24 protein-coding genes and 1 pseudogene are annotated in these 25,558 nt (G+C 42.1%); 16 read left to right on the forward strand and 9 right to left on the reverse strand.

From position 1 onward, the window contains the following. Positions 1 to 63: 63 nt before the first annotated feature. From HC246_RS10455 to rpsP, 7 genes are all read right to left on the reverse strand, one after another. Positions 64 to 1,266, reverse strand: a complete 1,203-nt coding sequence (locus tag HC246_RS10455; RefSeq protein ID WP_169363337.1) for a glycosyltransferase family 4 protein — start codon at positions 1,264 to 1,266, stop codon at positions 64 to 66. Further along, on the reverse strand, positions 1,259 to 2,077 hold the full coding sequence (locus HC246_RS10460) for a glycosyltransferase family 2 protein (protein ID WP_169363338.1): 819 nt from the start codon (positions 2,075 to 2,077) through the stop codon (positions 1,259 to 1,261). The genes HC246_RS10455 and HC246_RS10460 overlap by 8 nt, the downstream gene beginning before the upstream one ends. Before the next feature lie 2 nt (positions 2,078 to 2,079). After that, positions 2,080 to 3,243 carry a glycosyltransferase family 4 protein gene (locus HC246_RS10465; protein ID WP_169363339.1) on the reverse strand — a complete coding sequence of 388 codons (1,164 nt, stop codon included), beginning with the start codon at positions 3,241 to 3,243 and terminating at the stop codon, positions 2,080 to 2,082. A 389-nt stretch (positions 3,244 to 3,632) separates the two neighbouring features. Next, entirely contained in the window at positions 3,633 to 3,776 is a 144-nt protein-coding gene (locus HC246_RS10470; protein ID WP_169363340.1) for a hypothetical protein, read from the reverse strand. 33 nt (positions 3,777 to 3,809) lie between these two features. After that, entirely contained in the window at positions 3,810 to 5,069 is a 1,260-nt protein-coding gene (locus HC246_RS10475) for a competence/damage-inducible protein A (protein ID WP_169363341.1), read from the reverse strand. Positions 5,070 to 5,118: 49 nt separating this feature from the next. Beyond that, entirely contained in the window at positions 5,119 to 5,490 is a 372-nt protein-coding gene (locus HC246_RS10480) for a KH domain-containing protein (RefSeq protein ID WP_169363342.1), read from the reverse strand. A gap of 71 nt (positions 5,491 to 5,561) precedes the next feature. Continuing rightward, positions 5,562 to 5,810, reverse strand: coding sequence for a 30S ribosomal protein S16 (gene rpsP, locus HC246_RS10485; RefSeq protein WP_126385114.1), 249 nt, complete (start codon positions 5,808 to 5,810; stop codon positions 5,562 to 5,564). Between the two features lie 624 nt (positions 5,811 to 6,434). Between rpsP and HC246_RS10490 the strand changes: the two genes are divergently transcribed. Beyond that, the gene (locus tag HC246_RS10490) at positions 6,435 to 6,764 is read left to right on the forward strand and encodes a hypothetical protein (RefSeq protein WP_169363343.1); all 330 of its coding nucleotides are present in this window, start codon (positions 6,435 to 6,437) and stop codon (positions 6,762 to 6,764) included. Here HC246_RS10490 and HC246_RS10495 read toward each other — a convergent pair. Further along, the gene (locus tag HC246_RS10495; RefSeq protein WP_169363344.1) at positions 6,738 to 7,304 is read right to left on the reverse strand and encodes a hypothetical protein; all 567 of its coding nucleotides are present in this window, start codon (positions 7,302 to 7,304) and stop codon (positions 6,738 to 6,740) included. The two genes, HC246_RS10490 and HC246_RS10495, sit on opposite strands and share 27 nt — an antisense overlap. Before the next feature lie 193 nt (positions 7,305 to 7,497). Here HC246_RS10495 and nrdJ point away from each other — a divergent pair, with 193 nt between their 5' ends. From nrdJ to HC246_RS26900, 8 genes are all read left to right on the forward strand, one after another. Next, complete coding sequence (gene nrdJ / locus HC246_RS10500) at positions 7,498 to 9,801, forward strand: ribonucleoside-triphosphate reductase, adenosylcobalamin-dependent (RefSeq protein WP_169363345.1); 2,304 nt, start codon at positions 7,498 to 7,500, stop codon at positions 9,799 to 9,801. A gap of 136 nt (positions 9,802 to 9,937) precedes the next feature. Then, positions 9,938 to 10,204 (forward strand): hypothetical protein, encoded by a 267-nt coding sequence (locus HC246_RS10505; RefSeq protein WP_169363346.1) that lies wholly within the window; start codon positions 9,938 to 9,940, stop codon positions 10,202 to 10,204. After that, entirely contained in the window at positions 10,188 to 10,574 is a 387-nt protein-coding gene (locus HC246_RS10510; protein ID WP_169363347.1) for a type II toxin-antitoxin system VapC family toxin, read from the forward strand. The genes HC246_RS10505 and HC246_RS10510 overlap by 17 nt, the downstream gene beginning before the upstream one ends. 142 nt (positions 10,575 to 10,716) lie before the next feature. After that, entirely contained in the window at positions 10,717 to 10,866 is a 150-nt protein-coding gene (locus HC246_RS10515) for a hypothetical protein (RefSeq protein WP_169363348.1), read from the forward strand. 3 nt (positions 10,867 to 10,869) lie between these two features. Then, entirely contained in the window at positions 10,870 to 12,486 is a 1,617-nt protein-coding gene (locus tag HC246_RS10520; RefSeq protein WP_169363349.1) for a DUF4209 domain-containing protein, read from the forward strand. A 143-nt stretch (positions 12,487 to 12,629) separates the two neighbouring features. Further along, entirely contained in the window at positions 12,630 to 12,818 is a 189-nt protein-coding gene (locus HC246_RS10525) for a hypothetical protein (protein ID WP_055075874.1), read from the forward strand. Further along, on the forward strand, positions 12,815 to 13,060 hold the full coding sequence (locus HC246_RS10530) for a type II toxin-antitoxin system RelE/ParE family toxin (RefSeq protein WP_169363350.1): 246 nt from the start codon (positions 12,815 to 12,817) through the stop codon (positions 13,058 to 13,060). The genes HC246_RS10525 and HC246_RS10530 overlap by 4 nt, the downstream gene beginning before the upstream one ends. A gap of 189 nt (positions 13,061 to 13,249) precedes the next feature. Next, complete coding sequence (locus HC246_RS26900; RefSeq protein ID WP_169363351.1) at positions 13,250 to 13,474, forward strand: hypothetical protein; 225 nt, start codon at positions 13,250 to 13,252, stop codon at positions 13,472 to 13,474. Here the strand turns inward: HC246_RS26900 and HC246_RS10540 are convergent. Continuing rightward, positions 13,461 to 14,503: pseudogene (locus HC246_RS10540) on the reverse strand (IS630 family transposase). The gene HC246_RS26900 and the pseudogene HC246_RS10540 sit on opposite strands and share 14 nt — an antisense overlap. A 642-nt stretch (positions 14,504 to 15,145) precedes the next feature. Between HC246_RS10540 and HC246_RS10545 the strand changes: the two are divergent. The 7 genes from HC246_RS10545 (at position 15,146) to HC246_RS10575 (ending at position 25,530) form a co-directional block, all read left to right on the forward strand. Further along, on the forward strand, positions 15,146 to 15,877 hold the full coding sequence (locus HC246_RS10545; protein ID WP_169363352.1) for a biliverdin-producing heme oxygenase: 732 nt from the start codon (positions 15,146 to 15,148) through the stop codon (positions 15,875 to 15,877). A gap of 42 nt (positions 15,878 to 15,919) precedes the next feature. After that, the gene (hemN, locus tag HC246_RS10550; protein WP_211167679.1) at positions 15,920 to 17,320 is read left to right on the forward strand and encodes an oxygen-independent coproporphyrinogen III oxidase; all 1,401 of its coding nucleotides are present in this window, start codon (positions 15,920 to 15,922) and stop codon (positions 17,318 to 17,320) included. 20 nt (positions 17,321 to 17,340) lie between these two features. Then, entirely contained in the window at positions 17,341 to 17,757 is a 417-nt protein-coding gene (locus HC246_RS10555) for a bacteriohemerythrin (protein ID WP_169363354.1), read from the forward strand. Positions 17,758 to 17,870: 113 nt separating this feature from the next. Then, positions 17,871 to 18,947 (forward strand): magnesium-protoporphyrin IX monomethyl ester (oxidative) cyclase, encoded by a 1,077-nt coding sequence (gene acsF, locus HC246_RS10560; RefSeq protein ID WP_169363355.1) that lies wholly within the window; start codon positions 17,871 to 17,873, stop codon positions 18,945 to 18,947. Positions 18,948 to 19,055: 108 nt separating this feature from the next. Then, complete coding sequence (locus tag HC246_RS10565) at positions 19,056 to 20,549, forward strand: UDP-N-acetylmuramoyl-L-alanyl-D-glutamate--2,6-diaminopimelate ligase (RefSeq protein ID WP_169363356.1); 1,494 nt, start codon at positions 19,056 to 19,058, stop codon at positions 20,547 to 20,549. 165 nt (positions 20,550 to 20,714) lie between these two features. Continuing rightward, positions 20,715 to 24,089 carry a response regulator gene (locus HC246_RS10570; RefSeq protein WP_169363357.1) on the forward strand — a complete coding sequence of 1,125 codons (3,375 nt, stop codon included), beginning with the start codon at positions 20,715 to 20,717 and terminating at the stop codon, positions 24,087 to 24,089. A gap of 157 nt (positions 24,090 to 24,246) precedes the next feature. After that, positions 24,247 to 25,530, forward strand: a complete 1,284-nt coding sequence (locus HC246_RS10575) for a BMP family lipoprotein (RefSeq protein ID WP_225902935.1) — start codon at positions 24,247 to 24,249, stop codon at positions 25,528 to 25,530. Positions 25,531 to 25,558: the final 28 nt, after the last annotated feature.

Genomic DNA, 25,558 nt, shown 5'->3' on the forward strand with positions numbered 1-25,558 from the left:
AGAGAGTCAGATTTTTTATGGTGCAACAAAGCCGCACCATAAAAAATCTGACTCTCTCAACCATTAATGTCTCAGTACTCGCTCATAAATTGCCATCAGTTTTTGGTAATTTGCTGAGCTTGTATAAAGTGTTTGATAAGTCTCGAAAGCATTGTTACCCATAATTCGCATTTCTTCAGGATGCGTCCCACACCAACGTAATTTTTCTGCCCACATACTAACGTGATCGCAGGGGACTAAAAAGCCATTATGTTCTGAAGTGATAAGTTCCGATAAAGCACCTAAATCTGAAGTTATTACAGGTTTACTGCATGCAAAAGCTTCAACAATTACTCGCCCAAAAGTTTCATACCATTGTGAAGGAACAACGATAACAGTCGCCAACTGCATGGCACTTGTTACCTGTGATGAACTCAAATATCCCAAAAATTGAACATTCTTGAGTCCTGCATCATTGACAAATTTCTGTAAATTGGACTTCTCTGCACCATCACCTACGATATTTAATAGCCATTCTGGCATGTTTAATTCCATCCATGCTTTTAAGAGCGTGATTACTCCTTTTTCCGACGATAACCTACCTACAAATAAAAAATTAGGTGTAGTAGAAAGATGAGATGAAACATTTTCCTGATTTGGAGGATTAATATAGGGATTTATAGTATAAATACGTTCCCTTATAAGACCAATCTCACTAAGCTTTTGGGCAGAAAACTGACTAGGGGTAATAAAAGCATCAACATCTTGCCACCAAGTGCGCCGCCATCTATTGATCGTGATCATTGCCCAGACCGCTAAAGATGCGATAGGTGAATCACGATAGCAGCCATAGGTGATACCTTGCCAAGGGTTTTTTCCCACACAGATCTCACAAATTTTACCATCTCGAAATAGGTAGCCATTCAGGCAGCCTAAACGAAAGTTGTGAAGATGCTGTATTGTTGGGATGTTTAATGATTTTGCGGCGGCGTGGACAGATGGCGAAAATAAAGGAAAGAAATTCTGGACATGGACAAGGTCTGGCTTCAATTCTTGAAATTGCGATCGCATTTCGCGATAAACCTTAAAATTCCAAGCTGTCTCCGCAAATAATTGAAGCTTAGCAAATTGAGAATAAGACTTGATGATGTCATTATGAACTTCAATTAAAGTAACGCGATGACCATAGTTGCGTAATAGTTCTACATCAGCATCTGTTGAGACATCCTCACCGCCAACATATTGATAACGATTGTGGAGCATTACAATGTGTAGAGGTTTATCCATAAAAGCGCACTAACCAAGAAAGTAACTTAGCGGTGAATAGTGGAAATCCAATTAAAGTACCATACTTGTAAGTATGGTAATAAAACTGAGTTGGTAAATGATAAGGAGATTTATAATCCCAGAAGATTGATTTAAAATTGCGATTATTTTTCTTTTGAAGATAGTTAGAGAAATTATGAATAGGATCTTTCTCTTCCACTAAAGTTACTTTAGCTTTACCTAAAATACATACCTTAAACCCCGCTCTAGCTGCCTTTAGGGTGTACATTCCATCACCAGCATATTGTCGAAACTTACGAGCATCGGGAAGACCTATTTTCTTGAATATACTTACTGGCATCGCAACACAATAGCCACTCAGTCCATCTACATCTGCAACTTCATGCTCTAAAGCTTTAATTCTTACTCTACCCTTAACTCCTGTTTCTATTAATAAGCCAGAGTCTTCTGCATAACAGGAAGCACCAACTATAGAATTAGGATTACTCTGCAAGAAATCTATCAATAGATCTAGAGTTTCAGGCGTAGTTAAACAATCATCATTTAGCCAAATAAAATGAGTTGCTCCCTGCTCGTAAGCATATTGCATTCCTAAAGCGATCGCGCCAGTCCACCATAAATTTCCATCCCCCTTGAGCACAATAACTTCTGGATATACTTCATGAACTTCTTCAGTAGTACCATCGTTAGAGCCATCATCTACCACAATTACATGATATTTGGGGAGATACCCATTGGTTTTGAGATTTGCAAGACAAGCTAAAGTAAGTGTTTTGCGATTATGAACAGGAATAATAATATAAGTCTGCATAACTAAATTACCCGATGGACAATTTCTAAAAAGCGTCTACCATAAGTATTGATTCTTTCTTGATTATCTTGACGGGCTAATGATTCTAATTGTGGATTTGCGCCTGATGTTAAGGTTGTTAGAGAAGTTTCTATTACATTTGCAAGTGCTTCTGCATTACTTTGTTCAAAGAAATAGGAGTTAGGGGGATTTTGTTCGAGGTGAACAGGGAAATCAGAAGCGATAACTGCTTTCCCTAGGCTACGTGCATCTTCAATTACCGAACTCCATCCTTCAAATAAAGAAGGTTGAATGACTGCTGTGCATTGTCTCATTAGTTGAATTTGATCATCTCGAGGAATGACTCCTAAAATAATAAATTGTTGTTTTAAATTGAGAGAATCAATTTTAGATAGCAATTGATGAAAATATTCGGGATTTCGATAGTCCGATAAAGTGCCAGTACATACGATGGTTGGATAAATTTTACGCTCTTTGAGAATTGCTAAAGATTCAATAATTACGCCATGATCTTTATGTTTCCAAAACTGATTACTTACTAAAAAAAAATGATCAGGCAGATGATATTGAGATTGTGTAAGGTACGGATCTTTCTCAAACCATCGAGGATCAATGAAACTAGCAAAGTGCATGACTACTGTGCGATCGCTTGCTTGAGAATAGCGCTCACAAAAATCATTACGAGCTGCTTCACTACTCAGTACAATAATAGGAGCTTTATCTGCCATTCTTTGCAATTCGTTATTACGTTGCTCTAATTGCTTCTGTGAAAATAAATGTGGTAAGTGACAATGCTGAAGGTCACAAACCCATGCGCCCCATTTATATGCAGATCTTGCTCCTAATAAGTCTGGATATACAAAGTCATAGGAGCGCGGATTGAGCAATTGTAATGGGACAAGTGGAACATATTCTGCTAAGAGTTTACAAGCTTTTAAATAAGCATAATCAGCAAAAGTACCTGCATATACTCTATTTACTAGATGTTTTATTGGCTCAGCTAGGTGAGAATTTGATTTAAATAGGGCTAAGCTAAGTTTGATATGTGCAGTTTCATGGCTTGGTAATTGGGCGATCGCTCGAATTAAATTTTGAATATATAGCACTCCGCCTAGCCAATGCGGGTCATGCACCATATTCAAACAAATATGTAAATTTTTGCCCATACCATACGTCTCCGCAATACTGCTATTACACACTCAAGTGCTATGGCAGTCCTAAATCGTTTATAGATTTTTGGGTTTGTGGAGACGCATCTCGAAGGGGTACGTTTCCACAAACCATTTAGGATTGCTATATATCCCAAGAATTTTATTGTGATTTTTGACAATTAGCATGAGTTCAGCATAATTTGAAACGAGTTTTGAGAGAGGGTTTACCTAGTCAACTCTCTCTCAACAAACAGAATGCAAAGCCTTGTGTATAAGGCTTTGCATTCTGTTTTGACAAACTTTTCAAGTTTAATCCGAACTTATTATTACAGAGCTTTACATTGGCTTAAAAACTAAGGTTTCCCCGCAAAATTAAGACTCGCATCGCGAGTCTTAATTTAACCTTAATGGCGATTGGAGCGTCGTGAGTTATTTCTTACTGGTATAGGAATCAACTCAGGTTGGGGCTGGTTTTGTCCCAAAAGGGCTTCCAAAACGCGATTTAGAATTTCGCCGATCTCTTTCAGAGCTTTCTTGATCGCTTTCACTATGGTTGGCTCCCTATCATCATCTAGGTTTATTTACCCAATCATAACAAATCTTTTTCTAAACAAATCTAAAGCTGAGCTTACAGTTGCCATTCTGATCCAATTTCTACCTCTAGAGGGACTAAAGCGTAACTCGATCGCCTCGACTTTGCCTTGAGGATCAGCGATCCCGACATAAACTAGCCCCACAGGTTTAGTCTCTGTGCCACCCGTTGGACCTGCAATCCCCGTAATGCTGATGCCCCAATCAGATTTAAGTTTTGACTTAACGCCGATCGCCATTTGTTCGGCAACGTTCGCACTAACAGCTCCATGGTGCTCAAGAGTTTGGCGATCGACATTTAACAAATCAGCTTTGACTTCATTGCTATAGCTAATCACGCCACCAAGGAAATAGCTGGAACTACCTGATACCTCTGTGATTGTTTGCCCTAACCATCCGCCTGTACAGGACTCGGCAACGGCGAGGGTTTGTCCGCGTTCTTGTAAGAGTTTGCCTGCCACACTTGCTAAGGTGTCCTCGTCAGTGCCATAGCAAAACTCACCTGTGAGTTCGCGGATTTCCGCTTCGACGGGGGCAATTAAGGCGATCGCCTCTTCTTGAGTATTGGCTCTTGCCGTAATCCTGAGTCTGGCTTGTCCATAGTTGGCATAGGGTGCAACTGTGGGGTTTTTGAGATCAAATAAGTGATTGACCTTAGTTGCTAATGCTGATTCAGCGATCCCCCAGTACAGCAAAACTTTGGAGTGAAATATGCCTTGTCCATAATTTCTAGCTTGCAACAAAGGGGCAGCCGTTTGCTCCCACATGGGATATAGCTCACTTGGTACACCGGGGAAGGTGAGAATTAATAAATTGGGTTGGGGTTCCCAGATCATGCCGGGGGCAGTACCAACAGGATTATGTAAAATTTCGGCTCCCTTGGGTAGCAAGGCTTGTTTGCGATTGTTGGCAGTAAGTTTGCGCCCAGTTTGCGCTGCCATTTGCTGAATGCGTTCCCAAATTTCGGGACGCTCTTCGAGGGGGGTATCAAAGAAATTAGCGATCGCCTCGGTGGTGAGATCGTCGGGTGTCGGGCCCAACCCACCAGTAGTAATGATTAAGTTAGAGCGACTAGCGGCAATTTCTAGGGCTTGATGAATGCGATCGGGGTTATCGCCAACAACGGTTTGATAAAAATGTGGGACTCCTAATAAAGCCAACTGTTGAGCTAGGTATTGAGCATTACTATTAAGAATTTCGCCTAGTAATAACTCTGTCCCAATGCAAAGAATTTCCGCACCTGCATTCATATACTGTTTTCACTAAAAAATAAAGGGGTCGCTTAGCGACCCCTTTATTTTAGTTAATGATTTCACGTCGCTTCGGTTTTTCAACATTGATCCGAGGACGCTCGACCTGTACTTGTTGGCGTTCTCGACGCTCTGAGTTATTGTCTTGAGAGTCATCGGAGGTTGCGTTGGGGGTTGGGTCAAAAACTTCAAATCTGGCGCTATGACCAACTTCTTGGGCTGCGGTCATGACAACTGTCCGCACCGCTTGGATTGTTCGTCCCCCTTTGCCAAAAACTCGCCCTCGATCTTCTGGATCGAATGCAACTCTGATCCAGACGCGATCGCTTTTGCTATTTGACTCAAAATCTACCCGCAAGGCATCTGGATGAGCTAGTAATGGCTTTAGCAAAAAACTAATTAAGGAGTTATAGTCGGGCATTTTTTAGTTAGGCATTGCTGTTAGGCAAAAACTTATAATTATTTTATTTTAATTATTTTATTAATTATGTTTTAAGCGCTAACGAGATCGAATACCTTAGCTTTTTCGAGAATACGACGTACTGTATCAGTGGGTTGAGCACCTTTTTTGATGCGATCGACGATCGCAGGTACATCAAGTTGGGTTTCTTTGGTACGTGGGTTGTAGAAACCAAGCTCGGCAAGGGGACGACCATCGCGGCGGCTGGTGCTATTGACAACTACAATGCGATAGCTGGCTTCAAACTTCTTGCCAAATCGCTTTAATCTCAACTTAATCATGGGTTTATGGCTCTAAAATTTCTGCGTGATTCGGTTCAATATTTTAGCAGAATTTTTATCATAGCATAATCAGAATTTGTTGGTAAAGGATATTAGCAACTGAAGAAATCATGATTTTGGCAAACCTGAAAATAATTTAATCATGGATTATTTTCAGGTCTCTAAATTGTGCTTCAAACTACTAATAGCGTATTACCTGTTTATCTTTACAATTAATACACTAAATGCAGAGTGATTTAAGCATTTTTTGCGCTAAGCTTGGATCTCTATAATGTTGTAGAGGCACAAGTACTATATGGTGCTAGAATTCCCCGTCTTAAAACAGAAGTTTGTTTCCCCGAAAGCGCTCCTGCTGCTTATCCCGTATTTTTCAGGACTTATAGCCGCAAATATAATAATAAACGGGAAAGCTGGGCGGAGGTAAGTGATCGCACACTTGCAGGTTAAAAAACTAGGGAAACTGCTCGATAGCAAACATTATCCTTATCGATTAAGAGATGAAGGATTCAGATAAAGTCTGCATCTCCCGATATTGACTGTGGGTGGGTTGTACAAAATGAGTTGTTCGCCCCGAAAATTTCTTAAGTGCTCAGAAATATTGTAGATAGTGAAATAAATTAAGTTATGGTCATAGATGTCAAGATTCCTGAAGAAGAGTTCACGGAAGCTCAAAGTGATGGATATGTTTATGGAGTAAGAGTTGTTCGTAGTAATAGCAGTAATAAAGGAAGCTCAAAATCTTCTCTCAACACTAGATGTCTATATGTTTATGTCAAACTTGGCAGAAGAATTGAGGATAGATCTTTCAGAGCAAAAAACGGTAAGACTAAGCTTTTTACTGGCTGTACAGTTTTCTACGCGCTAAAAGATGAAGACTTAGACAATCAGAACTATTGCGATATTCAGTACGATCTACAAGTAAGAGTGTTAAGCTGTACGCCTTGGCAATATTGAGATTGATGCCTCTCTTTTATACTGAATATTATCTTTTAGATTATTATCTTCGAGCAATTCCCTTATCTTAACAGTTTTCTCCTGCCCAGAATTCAAGGTAACTTGGATAAGATCCTCAGATGCTTCATCTATAGCAATTTGCTCCTCAATGGCAGCCAACAAACTAATCACAGTGGAATCAAATAACTTAAAGAAATTTTTAAAACACACTATAGATGCCCATGTAAGGGAAAGTATCATACCAGTCATTTGCCAAAAGGTAATTTTCTCTTTCTTATGTTGATCTGACTGCGCAGGATTATTGAAAATCTCATAAAATTCAGTAGGCATTTCTACCCACCACTCTTCGATTGAATCCGTTAAATTGTTGATTGCTTCCAAGAAACGCAAGAGATTATCTGGAGACATCAAACCAATATTAATTGATAGCCACTGCTTTTGCCTTTTTTGTAGGGGTTTAGCTCTAGGATTTTCAGGCAATCCAAGAATAAATTTCTTCGTTGGCTCAAGAGGCTCCAACATACTGCTAAATGTACTCATGACCTTTCCAAAGAACAAAACAACTGAATAAAACTTTTTTCTATCTTAACTTGAGAGTCTATTTACACAATGCTAAACATGAGCTATTCAAATTTTTAAAATCAAGGTATCTAACACTACTAGTGTTAGATAGGCTTTATATGGTTAACATAACACTATATGTGTGATATGCTCAAATACATTTTTATGAGTTATGGTACAAGAATTTACACGAGTCCAGAAAGAGGTTAGGTTTCCCGATAGCGCTCCTGCTGCTTATCCCGTATTTTTCAGGACTTATAGCCGCAAATATAATAACAAGCGGGAAAGCTGGGCGGAGGTATGCGATCGCACACTTACAGGTTTAAAAACACTAGGCAAGCTGACCCAAGAACAAGCTGACCTGATCGACAAGATGCAAAAGCAGCTTAAGTCCCTCACCTCTGGGCGTTGGCTGTGGGTCGGTGGTACTGAATGGGTCGATCGTCCCGAAAATTTCTCAGGCTCCTATAACTGCACCAGCACCAATGTCATCGACTGGCGCTCCTTTGGCTTGATGATGGATCTCGCCATGCAAGGCTCTGGCACTGGTGGCGTATTAGAGCCGCAGTACATCAGCCAATTGCCCGTAATCCGTAACCAGTTGCAAGTCAATGTCATCGGTGCGATCGGCGCAACCCCCGTCGAAAAGCGTCGCCACAATACCGAAGTCGAGTTTGACTATGCTAATAATGCGGTTAAATTCCATGTTGGTGATAGTCGTCAAGGTTGGGTCAAGTCCTACCAGTCTCTCCTAGAGCTATCTAGCGATGAAAAGTTTGACGCATCCAAGCCCGTCCAAATCACCGTTGATATTAGTGATGTGCGCCCCAGTGGTGAACCCCTCAAAGGTTTCGGCGGCATGGCAAATCCTGTCAAGTTGCCTACGCTTTATGATCGCTGTGCCAGCATTTTAAATAAAGCGATCGGTCGTCAACTCACCTCCGTTGAGTGCTGCCTTCTCATCGATGAAGCCGCCGTTTGCATTGTGGCAGGTAACATCCGAAGAAGTGCGGGGATGCGCCAATTCTCTTCAGAAGATACGCTCGGTTCTGTAGCAAAAGATAATCTCTGGCAGCAGGATGAAGTAGGTAACTGGCGCATCGACCCTGAGCGTGATGCTTTGAGAATGGCGAACCACACGAGAGTATTCCATCGCAAGCCGACTGAACAAGAATGTGTTGATGCTGTTCGCAAACAATACTATTCGGGTGAAGGTGCAATTCAATGGGCAGGTGAAGCGATCGCACGTTCTAATGCGGATTTGATTACAACTCCTGAACTCAAGCGTGATTTCCTTGCTGCTTATGTCAAAGGCGAAGGAAAAGAATGGTTGCGATCGCATCAACCTGAAGTCACTGAACGCGAGCTAGAACATAGATTACAACGCTATGCTCTGAATCCTTGTGGTGAAATAACTGGGGCTGACTTCCATTGCAATTTGTCTGAAGTGCATCTCAATCAACTCAATCCTCGTAATGAGAAAGAACAGGAAGAAGCCTTTAAAGCAGGTGCCTTGTCGGTTGCCGCGTTGCTCAATCATCGCTTCAATGAAGAACGCTATCAATTTAGCCGTGAAGTTGACCCAATTGTGGGTGTATCCTTTACAGGACTATTTGACTTCTTCGTTCATGCCTTTGGTGTGGAATGGTTGCGCTGGTGGGAAGCAGGTCGTCCTGACACTGTGCAGGGGCTAGACTTCAAAGAGAAGGAATCTGATTATCTAAATCGCTGGCGCGAAATCGTGCATCAGACGGTTTGGGAATACTGCGACGCGCATGGCTTACGCCGCCCGAATCGTTGCACGACAACTCAGCCAGCAGGCACGAAATCCTTACTGACTGGGGCTTCCCCCGGATGGCATCCACCGAAGGCGCAGCGCTTTATCCGTCGGATTACTTTCCGTAAGGAAGATCCTGTGGCGCGGGCTTGTATGGACTATGGCTATAGCATCATTCCTTCGCAATCGGATAAGGATGAGAATGGACAATTGCTGAATGATCCCTTCGATCCGAGATGTACGGAATGGCTGGTGGAGATTCCTGTGAGCGTGTCTTGGGCTGACCTTGACGGTGCGGATCAGGTGGAAATCAGTAAGTTCGATGTAATGGCGCAGTTTGATTTCTATATGCAGGTGCAGAAGCATTACACCCGTCATAATACTTCCGCAACCTTAGAATTGCGCGAGCATGAAATCGAACCTTTAGGGAAGAAGATTTACGAAGCAATTCGTGATGATGAGGGTTATATCTCGGCGGCGCTATTGGCGCGTTTTGATGACCTGCAAACTTTCCCTCGTTTGCCCTTTGAGCCAATTGACAAGGCTACCTATGAGAAGCTCAGTGTTGAGGTGCTAGTACGTCGCAAGTCTGATGATTTTTACGCAAGTTTGTTGCGTTATGATTCGGGTGAGTTGATGGAGGCGGGACCTGCGGGTTGCGATTCTGATAAGTGTATGTTCCCTGAACAGAAGCCATAGAATCGCTCTAACATAACGATTTAGGTGATTAGGTAGAAATTTTCTTGCTAATCACCTAAATTAGTAAGAGTTTGAATTCGGCTATAATCTAAAAATATGCTTTAAGAATGTATGCAAACGCAGGAAATATAAAGCTATGCAAGCAATTCGCTTACAACAAACTATAGAAAAAGACAGTGAAATTCATCTAAGTGATTTACCAGTCTTTCAAGGTCAAGAGGTTGAAGTAATAGTTTTAATTTCTCCTTTGCCTGAGCCTAAAAAAACTTTTACTGCGCGTCAATTACTGAATTCTGGCTTGATTGGCATATGGGAAGATCGTACTGATATTAAGGATAGTTTGACCTACGCTCGTCAGTTGCGCGAACAATCTCAAGCGAAACGTTATGATCTTTTTGGATAGTGACATTATCATCGATTTCCTGCGAAGATATCCTACTGCGATTAGTTGGTTAGAATCTCTAGAGGATGAGAAGATTGCTCTATCTGGATATGTGGCAATGGAACTAATGCAGGGATGTAATAACAAGATTGAATTGCAGCAGATCCGAAAATTTATTGCTAACTTTGAGGTTGTCTGGGCGACAGCCGAAACTTGTAATCAAGCTTTAGAAGTGTTTGCAGAGTACAACCTCAGTCATGGGCTTGGTTTGATTGATGCTTTGATTGGTCAAACAGCTATTTCTTTAGGTGTGCCGCTACATACGTTTAATATCAAACACTATGCAGTTATTCCACTTCTCACAACTGTGCAACCATACAAAAGACTTTAGCGATTTGAGATTAACGATTAACGTAGTTGTTGATCGCAAATTTACTTTGTAAATCTCAATCCGACTGCTGGCAGAGAGCAAAGTAATTTCTCAAAACCGATGAATTATCCATTAAAAAATCTATCACTCATAAAGCAGACCTATGAATCCTTCAAAAGATGCCTTAGATGAAAAACTTGTTGCCCTTGAGACCTTAACAGGTGTTTCTGAATATGATATTAAGCTGGAATTAGGACTGCTGAGAGATAACAACAACGAAGAAATAGAACCTTGTCAGGAATGGATATACTAAATAATGGTATTCTCTTTTTACGAGAATGCTGCAAATCACAACAGTGGTTGGGGAACATATTTTGGACCAATGATGACCGCTCCAGAAAAAGATGGAAGAATGATGGAAAGTCCTAGTATTCAACGAGTTAATGCAAAGGTTATTTCCTATTGGACTCAGAGATTTCAATCAACAAGTAATTCGCTCATGCAAGCACGTTACGCAGGGTTAGTGTATGATTTTACTGAAAAAGTAACTGGGGAAAAGCCTCATCATTATCATTCAGTAGCAACTACATATTGTCAGGCACTACTTAAAGTAGCTAAAGAAAGAAATCATGATGATGAGGTTGACATTATCCAGAAGCTTGAACGGGCTTTATTCATTGCAACTTCCTTTAAAAAACAAGAACTAATTACAAGTGCAAAAGAAATAATTTTAGATTACGAGCGTTTTATCGCTGAAGATTCTAAACCAAATCTCTGGGGTTTCAGTTTCGATTTACTCATTGATAACAAAAAAGTTGTTCTTTCCACAGACGAAGAAAAGGAAGTGATAGAGTGTCTCGAAGATAGACTAAATAGACTCAAAGATGGAGAAGAACCTTGGATATGTGAAAAAGCTGCTGAAAGACTAGCTCGCTATTATCGCTCAAAAAAACTTAAAGAAGAATGTTCTCGTGTCATAAGAACACTGGGTTATTCTTTTGAAAGTGCTGCTAGTAAATCAGAGCCTCTGATCGCTTCTGGTTGGCTAGAACACATGCATCATATCTATACAGAATATGAGCTTATCAATGATGCAAAGCGTATTTTAAGAATCATCCAAGATATCAGTCCTAGGGTATACGATGATATGAAATTAATATCCTATGAAATGGAGATTTCTCATAATGAAATCGAAAGTTATATTGAGCAAATATTAGACGGAGATCTTGAAAAGTCTCTTACTCGCATTGCAATAAATCATATTCCACAACGTTGTGAGATTAAGAAACAGTTACAGGAGCTTGCGGAGAAGGCTCCTATTAGCTTTCTCTTTACAAAGGAAATAACTGACGAACAAGGAAGGATAATTGCGACTGTAGGTTCTTTAGAAGAGGACTTGGATGGAAATATTGTGAGTCAAATGTCTCAAAGAATGAATATATCTGCGATATTTTTAAATACAATTATATCCAGAGTAATAAACCAATTTGGTCTTGATTCTGATAATCTAGTTAGCTACTTATTTAAGTCTCCAGTTTTTGTAGACAACCAAAGAGATTTTTTACTTAAAGGAATTCAAAAATATCTTGAACAAGATTATGTAGTGGCTACTCATCTACTCATTCCACAGATTGAGGCAACTGTGAGAAAACTGGTAGAGATTTCTGGCGGGACAGTTTTAAAGCGTGGACGAGGTGGTGGTTTTCACTTGATAACACTTGATGATCTTCTCCGAAGTGAACAGGTAAAACAGGCATTAGGTGAAGATGCTTCTCTTTATTTTCGAGTAGTTTTAACGGATCAACGAGGCTGGAATATCCGTAATGATGTTTGTCATGGTATTTCTCTACAGTATAAATGTTCCCAAGTTGTTGTAGAAAGGCTAATTCATATTCTCCTTGTATTAGGGCTTTTAAGACATAAACAACTTTAAGTAACATCCAGAATATTGATTGGTAGCGATCGATAATCACATTGGCAATTTATTAGGCGATCGCATTGCAAATCAAAGACTAGGCAGTCACCCAAACAAAATTGGATAATATACTAAGATAAAGTTTTAGAGGAAGCTAAACCATGACAGTACTTAACGTCAAACAGCAAGCCCAAAGCCTCATCGAAAAATTACCTGACAACTGCACTTGGGATGACATCATGCAACAAGTGTATGTGATTCTAGCCGTTGAAGCAGGTCTAGCAGACAGTCAAGCAGGTCGAGTTAAATCTGTTGAAGAAGTGCGATCGCAGTTTGGACTTCAACCATGAACGTATTTTGGACAAACAAAGCGATCGAGCATTTGACCGCAATTCATAGCTATCATGCTCAGGTTTCACCTCAGTATGCGACTCGATTAGTGGACTTGATTACAAAGCGATCGCAACAAATTGCTACATTTCCCAATTCTGGGAGGATGTTGCCTGAAATCAACTTAGAGCAAATACGCGAAGTTATAGTTGTTTTAAATAATTTGCAGAGGGGCTTCGACTCCGCTCAGCCATCGGTGTAAGCTAGCTGAGCGAAGTCGAAGCTGTAGTTCTTATTTGAATTATCTATATTGAAGCAAACTATCGCATTATTTATTATGTTGGCTCTGACAGAGTAGATATTCTGGCTGTAGTTCACGGTGCAAAGAACCTATCTTCTAACTAAAGTCCTCCTACTGCTAGAGAAACTACAAAATAGGAGCGTGAAGCATATGAAGAAGGCTGAATTAGAACTTGAAGATGACCTTAGACCCGAATATGACCTCAAAAGTTTGCGTGTCAGAAAACTAGGCTCAAGACGTAAAAGCTTTGGCGGTTCAGTGGCTGCAATATTTCCAAACGCCGATGCAGTTAACGAAGCCCTAAGATTCCTAATTAGAGTGACGCAACAGAACCAATCCCCTATGAATACAACATTATACCTTAACAGGGAATAGACTTAACATTATCAAAAGACTGAAAGCGCAAAGTCAATAAAGAATCCAGAGCTGCTTTATGAGTAGTGCGGGAATTCTCAAGGCAAGAAGCAATAGCAAACTTGAAAGAATCAAAATCAGGGTAATAGACGGAGTAGAGACACTGTTTCTTCACAAATTTCCAAAGACGCTCAATCAAGTTTAAGTTTGGAGAGTAAGTAGTCAAATAAAGAAGCTCGATATTTAATGACTGAGCCAACTCAAAAACTAAAACACACTTTTGATAACGAGCATTATCCAAGACAAGAGTAATGGGTATAGTCAAACCCAAAGCCGCAAGTTTGTGGAGTAAGTCACAAACACTTTGAGCATTGATGTAAGAATCATTAGTCACAGTAATCAACTCATGAGTAACAGCATTAAGTGCACCGAGGACATTAAAACGCTGTCTTCCCGTCCCAGATTTAAGAAACAAGCGTTCAAAACACCACAAAAAGCCTAAATAGGCTCCAAGGACAAAGTGAGCAGCATCAACAAAGAAAACGGCTCTTTGTCCAGATTTAGCTTCCTCTAAGCGCGGTTCTAGTTTTTTTTAAGAAATTCCTCTTGTGCTGCTGGGTCAGCCTTTGCAGGTATTAGCCCCACTCGACGACAACTCATTCCCATCGATTTCAGGAAATGACGCACCTGTTCTCGACTACGGACAATCCCTGTCAACTCAGTAATTTTTGCTGCTGCATGAGCCAGCGTTTTAGGTGGATGTTCTCGAAAATATATCTCTAAACTTTCTTGATGCTGTTTTAGTTCACTCTGGGGGCGATTAAAGGTCAGTTCTTTGAGTTGGCTTATCCCACCTTCTTTATAATCTCGTAAATAGTTCAACAGTGTCGGTTCACTGATTCTTAGCAGTTGTATAATTTCCTTGTGCGCGTATTTCTGGCTTTTTAGGTATAGTGCTTCCATTTTTCTCTGCACTCGTGGATGCGGATGATGGAATCTTTCGTAATGCAGCGCATCTATTTCTTCCTTGGTAAATGTTATTCGGAGCATCTTGGAAAAAAGTTAACGTTTCTTCCATCTTTACTCTTATAAAAAATAAAGTCTACCCCCTGTCAAGGTATATCTAACACTCAGGAAAATAACCCCTAGGGTGGTAGGGATATTTCAATTTATTAGGCGATCGCCTAATAAAATATATTTTAGAATCAATAGGAGAATGCAAAAATGCCAAGCCTAATCCTAAGTAACGAGCAAGTTTAGAACTTGTCAAACAACTCCCACAAGAGCAAAAAATAGAGATTTATCGAATGCGCCATAGTCGGTAACGCAAGCCATATAGTCACAGGAGACAAACATCTTTTATTACTTATTAAATATCAGGACATAGCGATCGCCGAAAGCTTTGCCAAAACTTCAGGTAAACACCTACGCCCCTAACTTAGCTCCAACATCAAAAACAGTCTCCTCTTGAGCAAGTCTTCCTCTCAGACAAAATCGACACAATCGTTACCCATCTCAAATAGGAACATTGATTCATCTGAACAAGTTTTATGGCGCTTATTAAGAGATCTAATGTTCAAAAGTTGAAGAGCGTATAAAAGTCACGAGCTTATACTTAACATAACTTTGCTTGACATTATAGATAGGTATAAGGTCTAGGATGATGCCATTAAAATTCGTGAGTAACTGTCGATGAGTCACCTAGCTAACCGTCTGCGCGAAGGTACACAGAAATCACATACTGCCGCAGAGAACACTGCATTTATGAAATGCTTTCTCAAAGGAATTGTGGAGACCGTTCCTTTTAGGAAATTATTGGCAAATCTTTATCTTGTGTATAGCACCCTCGAAGAGGAATTTCGTCGGCATCAGCAACATCATATTGTTGGCAAATTATATTTCCAAGAACTCAATCGCCAACAAAATTTAGAACAGGATTTAGCCTTCTATTATGGTGAAAATTGGCGTTCAGAAATTGTGCCTTTAAAAGCAGGACAAGCCTACGTTGATCGCCTGAAGGAAATTTCTAATACCGATCCTGCCTTGCTGATTGCCCATTCCTATACCCGTTATATGGGCGATTTATCTGGTGGACAAGCCTTGAAGCATATCGTGCGATCGGCTCTCGACTTACCCGATGAGCATGGTACAACTTTTTACGAATTTGACCAATTGCCAACGTTAGAAGCCAAGAGGGATTTTAAAGATAAATATCGCCAAGCTTTAGATTCCCTTGAGGTAGATGAGGAAACGGTTGAGAGAATTGTGGAAGAGGCAAATTATGCTTTTACCCTCAATCGGAATGTGGTTGATGAGTTAGAAGCAGATGTAAGAGCGGTCATTGATCCCCATGTATTTGAGCTACTAACCAAACAGGATCGGGTTGGTAGTACCGAACGTCGTGGACATCCTGTAACGGTATAGCGAGTTTTCATTCAATATTTTTAATAAAGTTTATAAGATTTGATGAATACATTAGAGCAAACAGTTAAATTCGATATTAATCTCATACATAAGTACAACCAGCCCGTACCAAGATATACAAGTTATCCTCCAGCAACAGAACTCCACGAAAATTTTGAACCAATCGATTTTCGTGGAGCGATCGCTGCGGGAAACTTGCAGAAGACACCACTCTCCCTCTATGCCCATATTCCCTTTTGTGATGCGCCCTGCTATTTTTGCGGCTGCAACACCGTAATTAGCACTCGCAAAGAAATTGCGGAACCCTATCTAGGATATTTGATTCGCCATATTGAGCAGGTTGCCGCAACGGTAGATCGCGATCGCCTCGTCCAACAAATGCACTGGGGCGGCGGCACTCCCAATTATTTTTCTTTTGATCAAGTGGAACGTCTGTGGAATTCTTTCCAAAAGCATTTTACCTTTGAGCAAGATGCCGAAATTTCCATTGAAGTAAATCCGCGATCGCTAACTAAAGAATATCTACAGGGCTTAAGAGATCTTGGCTTTAACCGTATTAGCTTTGGCATTCAGGATTTTAATCCCCAAGTTCAAGAGGCAGTCAATCGGATTCAGCCTGAAGATATGCTTTTTGATGGAATGCGCTGGATGCGTGAAGTGGGATTTGAAGGCGTGAATGTGGATTTAATCTATGGATTGCCCTATCAAAACCTAGAGACATTCCGTGAAACCCTCGCGAAAACGATTGCTCTCAATCCCGATCGCATTGCCGTATTTAACTTTGCCTATGTGCCTTGGCTAAAGCCTTTACAAAAGAAGAAGATCGATCCCGCAACTTTGCCTTCCCCTGAAGAGAAGTTGCAAATCATGGAAATGACGATTGAAACCTTGACCAAGCATGGCTATGTGTTCATTGGCATGGATCACTTCGCTAAGCCCAATGATGAATTAGCGATCGCTCAACGTCAAGGAAAACTACACCGCAATTTTCAGGGATATACCACCAAGCCTGAATCTGATCTCTTGGGATTTGGGATGACTTCGATCAGTATGCTGCAAAATGTCTATACCCAAAATCATAAGGGTTTACAGGATTTTTACAAGGCGATCGATGCAGGTGAGTTACCCATTGAGCGTGGTGTCAAGCTGAATGCTGATGATATTTTGCGTCGTTCTATCATTATGGAATTGATGTGTCAATTTGAACTCTCACAGAGGGAAGTTGAATCTAAATATCATCTAACCTGCGATCGCGATTTTGGTAAATACTTTGCCGATGAACGCTTAAAGTTGCGTCAGTTAGAGGCTGATGGCTTGATTGAATTGAGACAAGACCACATTGAGGTTAAGCCTGCGGGAAGGTTGCTCATCCGTAATATTGCCTCGGTCTTTGATAGCTATCTCGCCAAAAACGAAACAGGCAGATTCTCCAAATCTATTTAATCCTCTACGCTCTAATTTCTATGACATTGACTTTGACGAAACCGATCGCTTATTGGCATTCAGACTATGAAACTGGCAACTTACAGGTAGATCAAGAACATCAAGAACTCTTTGAAATCGTGAATGTTTTGCATGATGCCGTGGTGACAAAGCAAGACTTTGATACCACATATGAAATCTTGAATCGTTTAGCTAGTCACACAGTTGAGCATTTCCAGACCGAAGAAGCCTTAATGTTGTCCGTCAATTATCCTGACTATGAGCGACATAAACAGACCCATGATCATCTCGTCAATAAGGTGTCTCATCTACTAAAAAAATTTCGCGATCGCGATACTGCTATTACCACCGATATTACCCAATTCCTCACTGAATGGCTATCTCACCACATCAAGGGTGAAGACCAGAAGATGATTCGCTTCTTTCAAAATAAATAGCTTCTCCATCTCCTCTTACAAAGGAGAGATTATCTTCTTCCCCCTTTGCAAGGGGGATTGAGGGGGATCAAAAATCTCTAATTTTATAAAAAATTCTACAACTAATTACTACTATGGTTTCCATTCAATCTAGACCCGAACCCGAACTCCTGCGTGATGGCATCAAAGTTCCTGTCAAAGAAACTCTATTAACACCAAGGTTCTACACCACCGACTATGATGCGGTTGCCCAGATGGATACCTCTTCGCAACAGGCGGAACTTGAAGCTGTGGTCGAAGAACTGCGTACTGATTACAATCGCAATCACTTCAAGCGCGACAAGGAGTTTGAACAGTCTTGGGAGCATATTGATGAGGAAACCCGCGCCGCCTTCATTGACTTTCTAGAGCGTTCTTGCACTTCTGAATTTTCAGGCTTTCTACTGTTTAAGGAATTATCGCGTCAGCTCAAAGATCGCAATCCTCTCCTATCCGAAGCCTTTAACCTAATGGCTAGGGATGAAGCCCGTCATGCAGGATTTTTGAATAAAGCGATGAAAGATTTTCATTTATCGCTGGATTTGGTCAATATGACGAAAAAACGCAGCTATACCTTCTTCAAGCCAGAATGGGTAATTTACTCAGTGTATCTCTCTGAGAAAATTGGTTACTGGCGCTATATTCTCGTGCATTATCATATGCAAAATCATCCTGAAAACCGCTTCTATCCCCTCTTCAAATACTTTGAAAGCTGGTGTCAAGATGAAAATCGTCATGGCGATTTCTTCAAGGTACTATTGCGATCGCAACCCGATCTATGGGGAACATGGCAAGCCAAACTCTGGGCGCGTTTCTTCCTATTAACCGTATTTGCCACCCACACAATCACCGTATTTGAACGGGCTGATTTCTATAAATCCATTGGTTTAGATGCTCGCCAATACAATAAGGACGTGGTGATCAATACTAACAAAACCTCGATCAGTGCCTTCCCTGCGGTATTAGATACCAGTCATCCCGAATTTTTCCCTAGATTAGAGAAATGTGCTGACTACAATTTCCAACTGATGGCAATTAATGATAGCGATCGCCCCCAATTTGTGAAGACTTTACAAAAATGGCCCCTATTCCTCGCGATTTTCTGGCAATTGTTGCTGGTCTATTTACTCAAGCCCATTGATGCTGAAGCTCAACGCGGCACAGTTTATTAAAAATAAGGGCGGCGCTTCGTGCCGCCCTTATTTTTGTCTTGTCACTAAGCAAGATTTCATGTAAGAATTCATGGGATATTTTGTGCTTGTGACAAGGGATCAGGAATTATGCGTTTAGGACAATTGCTCGCGTTAGCAGGGTATCAAAATTCTCAGCCTGAACTAGATGGGCTAGAAGTAAAGCGTGTAATTACCGATTCGCGGGCTTGCCAAGATGGGGACTTGTTTATCGGTATGACTGGGACACAGGTGGATGGGGGCAAGTTTGCGCCACAGGCGATCGCACAGGGCGCGATCGCAGCCATTGTTTCCCATGAGGCTCATGCAAATTTGGCAGTTAAGGACAAAGCGCTCGCCGTTGATGATGTGGTTGTCGCTTGTAGCAAATTGGCGACAGCATTTTATGACTATCCTGCTCAAAAGCTAAAACTGGTAGGCGTGACGGGGACAAATGGCAAAACGACGACGACCCACCTGATCGAATTTTTATTGCAAACCCAATATGCTGCGGCCCTATTTGGCACACTCTATACCCGTTGGGCGGGGTATTCCCAGACTGCCAGCCATACCACACCCTTTGCAGTAGACTTGCAGGCGCAACTGTCCCAAGCGATCGCCGCAGGTTGTGATGTGGGCTTGATGGAGGTTAGCTCCCATGCTCTAGATCAGAGACGCGTGTTAGGTTGCCCCTTTGAGGTTGCCGTATTTACCAATTTGACCCAAGACCATTTGGACTACCACAAAGATCTAGAGGCTTATTTTCAGGCAAAGTCTCTCCTGTTTAGCGACACCTATTTACAAGGTCGCGCCATTATTAATCTCGATGATCCCTTTGGGCAGAGATTAGTGCAATCTCTCACGGACAAACCAGTTTGGACTTATAGCATTAGCAACTCTCAAGCCGATTTTTATACAGAGGATTTGACCTATCTGCCCAATGGCGCGACAGGAACCCTGCATACACCACAGGGGGCAATTACTTTCAAATCGCCACTAGTGGGGCGATTTAACGTTGAGAATATCTTGGCAGCGATCGCTACGGCTTTGCATATGGGCATGAGCTTGACGGAAGTGATCAGCCGCTTACCAGAATTTAAGAGTGTCCCAGGTCGCGTGGAACGGGTACAGGTCAGTGATGAACAAGATATAACTGTGGTGGTGGACTATGCCCATACTCCTGACAGTCTCGAAAACCTGCTCAAGGCGATGCGTCCCTTTACGCAGCGTGAATTAGTCTGTGTATTTGGTTGTGGTGGCGATCGCGATCGCACCAAGCGTCCATTAATGGGTGGGCTCGCCGCCCGACTCGCTGATCGCGTTTATGTCACTTCCGACAATCCTCGTACTGAAGATCCCCAGAGAATTCTTGATGATGTTGTGGTTGGCGTAAAGGCTGACATTGGTGATAAACCTCTGACCATCGAAGGAGATCGCCATAAATGTATCCAACTGGCGATCGCTGAAGCCCAAGCAGGCGATACGATTCTGATCGCAGGCAAAGGACATGAAGACTATCAAATTATTGGGCGCGAAAAAATCCATTTTGACGATCGCGAAGAAGCACAATTAGCTTTGAGCAACCGTCGATTAGCCATTCGCTAAGTCATTGGCAATGAACTCTAAAGCTTTGCTGAGTAAAGCAAAGACTACCTAAATATGTGATAAATCCTCAGCAAAAACACGTAAGGAGGATCGGTTATGATGCAAAAGGAAGTATATTCAGAACCAAGTTAGGTTTATCACTGCTAGATAGGAAGAAGTAGCTACATGGGTTCGCAATCTGCCCCTAAACCTAAGTTGCTAGTTATCGATGATGAACCCGATAACTTAGATTTGCTATTTCGGACTTTTTATCGCGAGTATCAGGTTTTACGGGCTAATAGTGGCTTGGAAGCCTTGGAATTGCTTGATCGAGAAGGGGAAGTTGCGGTAATTATCTCCGATCAGAGAATGCCGATCATGAGTGGAACGGAATTTTTGAGCCAAATGGCGGTCAAATATCCAGACACCATGCGAATCATCCTCACGGGCTATACCGATGTTGAGGATTTGGTCGAAGCGATTAATACCTGCAAAGTATTCAAATATGTCACTAAGCCTTGGGATGAAACTGAACTGCGAAATGTTGTCAGTCAGGCGATCGACACCCACAATGTTTTGCGAAATCGTACCGCCGAACTGCGCCGTACCCTACGTCAGCAATCGCTGATTAATGCGATCGCTTCATCCGTAGATAATGATGTTTCCTATCGTGAAAGTATTGCCGCGATCGCTGAGTTTATTGCTCGTCATTTTGAAGTCTCAGTCAGCCTGCTGCGGCTATTTGAGAATGGACAACTGTTAGACGATTACTTTGCCTATTGCCATGAACCAGTTGATAATTTGCCACAGATCGCCGCAGCATTACCTCTCCAATCTCGTATTGTGGCGATTAGCGATATTGAAGCCGATATGCGGATTCCTGAAACTGACAAAAAGCTCTATGCCCAAGCAAGTATCAAATCTGTTCTTTTTATTCCTCTCGAAGTTCAGAAAGAATGCTTAGCAATGCTGGCTCTATATCATTGTGGAACACCACATGAATGGAGCAAAGATGAATTAGATTTGATTGAAATAGCTAGCGATCAGGCGGCGATCGTCAGTTCTCGTGCCAGAGCCTATGATCGCATTCAGGAACTTGCTAAGAGAGAAGCACTTCTCAATACAATTACTAGTACAATTCGCTCCAGTCTCGATCCTAAAAAGATTTTTGCTTCAATTACTCAACAGTTAGGACAGGCTCTCAATACCGAAAGTTGCGCCCTTTCTTTATGGACTGAAGAAGATCATTATTTGCGCTGTGTCGGCTTACATTTGCTCGATCCTGATGAGGTAATCAGTAATCCCAATGGGCTTGATGAATCGCCTTTACCGCAGTCCATTGTGAATATTTCCGTCAATCCCGTATTTCTGGCATTGATTGAAACTAAGCAACCCGTAGCGATTACCGATCTGTATGAGAATCCTGAATGGAACTTGATTGATTTACCCTTGCGTTCCATTGCCCGATCGCTATTAATCGTTCCTTTGCTCTCCGATGGTAAGATTATCGGCAGCATTTCCATGCGTCAAAACAAAGAGCCGCGCCAATGGCAGCCTGAGGAAATCTCTCTAGTCCAAGCCGTAGCCGCACAGGCGGCGATCGCTGTCCAACAGGCAAATCTCTTTCAAAAAACCCGCCAACAAGCCCAGCAACTGCTGGAACTCGATCGCCAAAAAACCGAGTTCTTTCAAAACCTATCCCATGAATTTCGCACTCCGCTTACCTTAACCATTGGTCCCCTCGAAGCGGCGATCGAGCAATCTAATTCATTGCCCTACGATCAATCTGTAATCGCTCTGCGTAACTGTCGGCGATTGCTACGATTAGTCAATCAATTGCTGGATATCCAACGCCTTGATGCTGGCAAAATGCAAGCCTGTTTCCGTCCTTGCAATCTTGTCGAATTTACCAGTCAAACTATTGATTCCTTCCGTCCCTATTGCGAGCGCAAAAATATTCATCTCTTTAGCGAATTTAGCGAATGTCCTGACATTTATCTCGATCTAGAGAAGTTTGATAAGGTTCTCTACAATCTCCTATCTAATGCCATGAAATTTACGCCCAGTAATGGCAGCATTACCGTCAGTATTGATACGGATCAGACTCAGAAAAAATGTATTTTGAAGGTGCGGGATACAGGGATTGGCATTCGTCAAGATCAAATTCCCTTTCTCTTTGATCGTTTTCGCCAAGCAGAAGGTTCTGTCAATCGCAGCTATGAAGGCAGTGGCTTAGGTCTAGCCTTAGTTAAGGAGTTGGTCAATTTGCATGGTGGCGAAATCTCGGTCACATCCGACTATGGCTATGGAACAACCTTTGCGATCTCGCTCCCTATGGGTAAGAGACATTTACCCCATGAGCAAGTTACAAACTTGCCTGCGGACTTACAAATATCGAGGGCATCGGTAGAGCTTGCCGATATTGAGGCCGATCTGGTGTCCGAAGAAGATACGCTCCCTTCGATGGCGAATGTGTCGAATAGCAATGAGAATCCAGTCGAGGCAGGGCTACAAGTAGGAACCATTTTAATTGTTGATGATAATCGCGATCTGCGTGGCTATTTACGCCGAGTTCTCAATCAAGCAGGATATAACGTTGTGTCCGCTCACAATGGCGCTCATGGCTATGCTCAAGCCCAAATTCATCTCCCTAATTTAATAGTCACCGATTTGATGATGCCTCAAGTTTCAGGACTGGATCTAATTGCGATGGTTCGTCAAGATGAGCAGTTATCAGGGACTCCGATCATTTTGCTTACGGCAAAGGCAAATGAGGAGACCCGCATCGAAGGTACGGAAATGGGGGCAGATGGCTATTTAGCTAAGCCTTTTAACGATCGCGAATTGTTAGCGGAAGTACGCAATCTGATCGCACTCAAGGCAAATGAACGCCGCATTGCCCAACTCAATCTCTATTTAACAGAATCCGTTCTCAAGCGGTTTTTACCCCCTAGTCTCGTTTCCAAAGCCGCGACAGGTGAACTCAGCCTCGACCTCCGTCCCGAGCCGAAGATGATCACAGTTCTATTTACGGATATTGTCGGCTTTACTTCCCTTGCCAATACTTTGCGATCACGTCGCGTTGCGGAACTGCTCAATCAATACCTCGGCGCGATGACTGAGGCGATTTTTGCCAATGGCGGTACGGTGGATAAATTTATGGGTGACGGCATCATGGCATTGTTTGGTGCGCCTGAAGATTGCAGCCCCAATGAGCAAGTGCGCCGCGCTGTTCAGACCGCTAAACATATGCAGCGATCGCTCGCCCAACTCAATGAACAATGGGCAGCCCAAGGCATTCCCACTGTTAGGTTTCGCTGTGGTATCCATCAAGGTACTGCCGTTGTGGGGATGTTTGGCAGTGCCGAGCGATCGGACTACACTGCGATCGGTCCAACAGTCAATATTGCGGCGCGGATTCAGTCAGCGGCGGAACCCGATTGTATTCTCGTATCGGCAGCCGTGGCGGACTACCTAGATGATGAGGAATTGCGTAAGCGCGAACCGCTCAAACTCAAGGGTGTGGATGAGACTGTATTAACATTTTTTGTAGATAGCTAAGATTTTTGAAAGCACTACAACGCAGTGCTTTCAAAACTTACCCGTTGTTGCCTCCTAGCGTGAGAAAACTGTAATTAGCAATACCTTTGTCTAATAGGCGATCGCCTTAAATAAAATAGACACAGGCTATACGATACTCAAAATACAACAGTAATTCATGGGAATAATCACTCACCGTGCTGCTTCGATAGTTTCTATGAAGCACTTATGGGTTGCAGCGCTAGTGGGAATGTTTGCTGGTGCTTGTAACAACACTCCATCAACTCCTACATCAGCCACCACTGCGGCAACTACTGCAACCACTACGGCAACTACTACGGCTTCAGATGCAAAAGAATTTAAAGCAGCAATGATTTTAGTTGGGCCGAAAAATGATTCTGGTTGGAACCAAGGTCATTACGAAGCCTCGAAATATGTCATGGACAAGGTATCTGACGTTAAGTTTGACTATGTTGATAAAGTCAATCCAGGCGATCGCCCCAACGTCAAAGCTTCTCAAGTAGCTGACGATCTGATCAGTAAAGGTGCAAAGCTGATCGTTTTCAATTCTGATGACTTTAAAGATGATGCTCTTGAAACCGCGAAAAAGCATCCTAATGTTTCCGTAATTCATTCAAGCGGTGACTATGCTTGGAAGGATGGCAAAAATTTTAAAAACCAGAAGAATCTAGGCAACGTCATGCCACAGATGGAGTATGGCAGAATGATTTCTGGATGTGCCGCAGCGCTGCATTCTGAAACAGGTAAAATCGGTTTTTTGGGACCTTTAATTAATGACGAAACCCGCAGACTCGTATCAGCAAGTTATTTAGGCGCTCAATATTGTTGGCAAAATTACCGCAAAAAGAATCCTGAAGATTTGAAGTTTAAGGTGGTATGGATTGGTTTCTGGTTCAATATTCCAGGACAGACGCTTGATCCAACCAAAGTTTCTGATGACTTTTATAACAGTGGCTTTGATGTGGTGATGAGTGGTATCGACACACCTGAAGTTGCTGTACAGGGCAAGAAAGCAGCCGAAGCAGGTAAGAAGGTCAAATATTTACACTATGGACTTAAAACTGGTTGTAATGTGGCTCCAGAGATTTGCATTGGCGTTCCCTATTACAATTGGGGACCTGCATATCTCGATCAAATCAAGAAGGCTAAAGAGAATAAATTTACAGGAGAATTCATTTCTGGTGCGCCAAACTGGAAAGATTTGAATAATGCTGACAGTTCCGCAGTCGGCTTTGAGAAGGGTAAAGCTTTGACTCCAGAAAACGATAAGTTCTTAGCAGAATTTATTACTGGTTTAGGCGATGGCAAGATTAGCCTTTTTAAAGGTCCTCTCAACTATCAAGATGGCACTCCTTTTCTGAAGCAAGGTGAAACTGCAACCCCACAGCAGATTTGGTACTTTACCAGCTTGCTACAAGGCATTGAAGGCGCTAGTAAATAAGGATGTCAAGGTCGCGCCCAGCGCGACC

Origin of the sequence: Pseudanabaena yagii GIHE-NHR1, assembly GCF_012863495.1 — a bacterium.
Taxonomy (GTDB): Bacteria; Cyanobacteriota; Cyanobacteriia; order Pseudanabaenales; family Pseudanabaenaceae; genus Pseudanabaena; species Pseudanabaena yagii.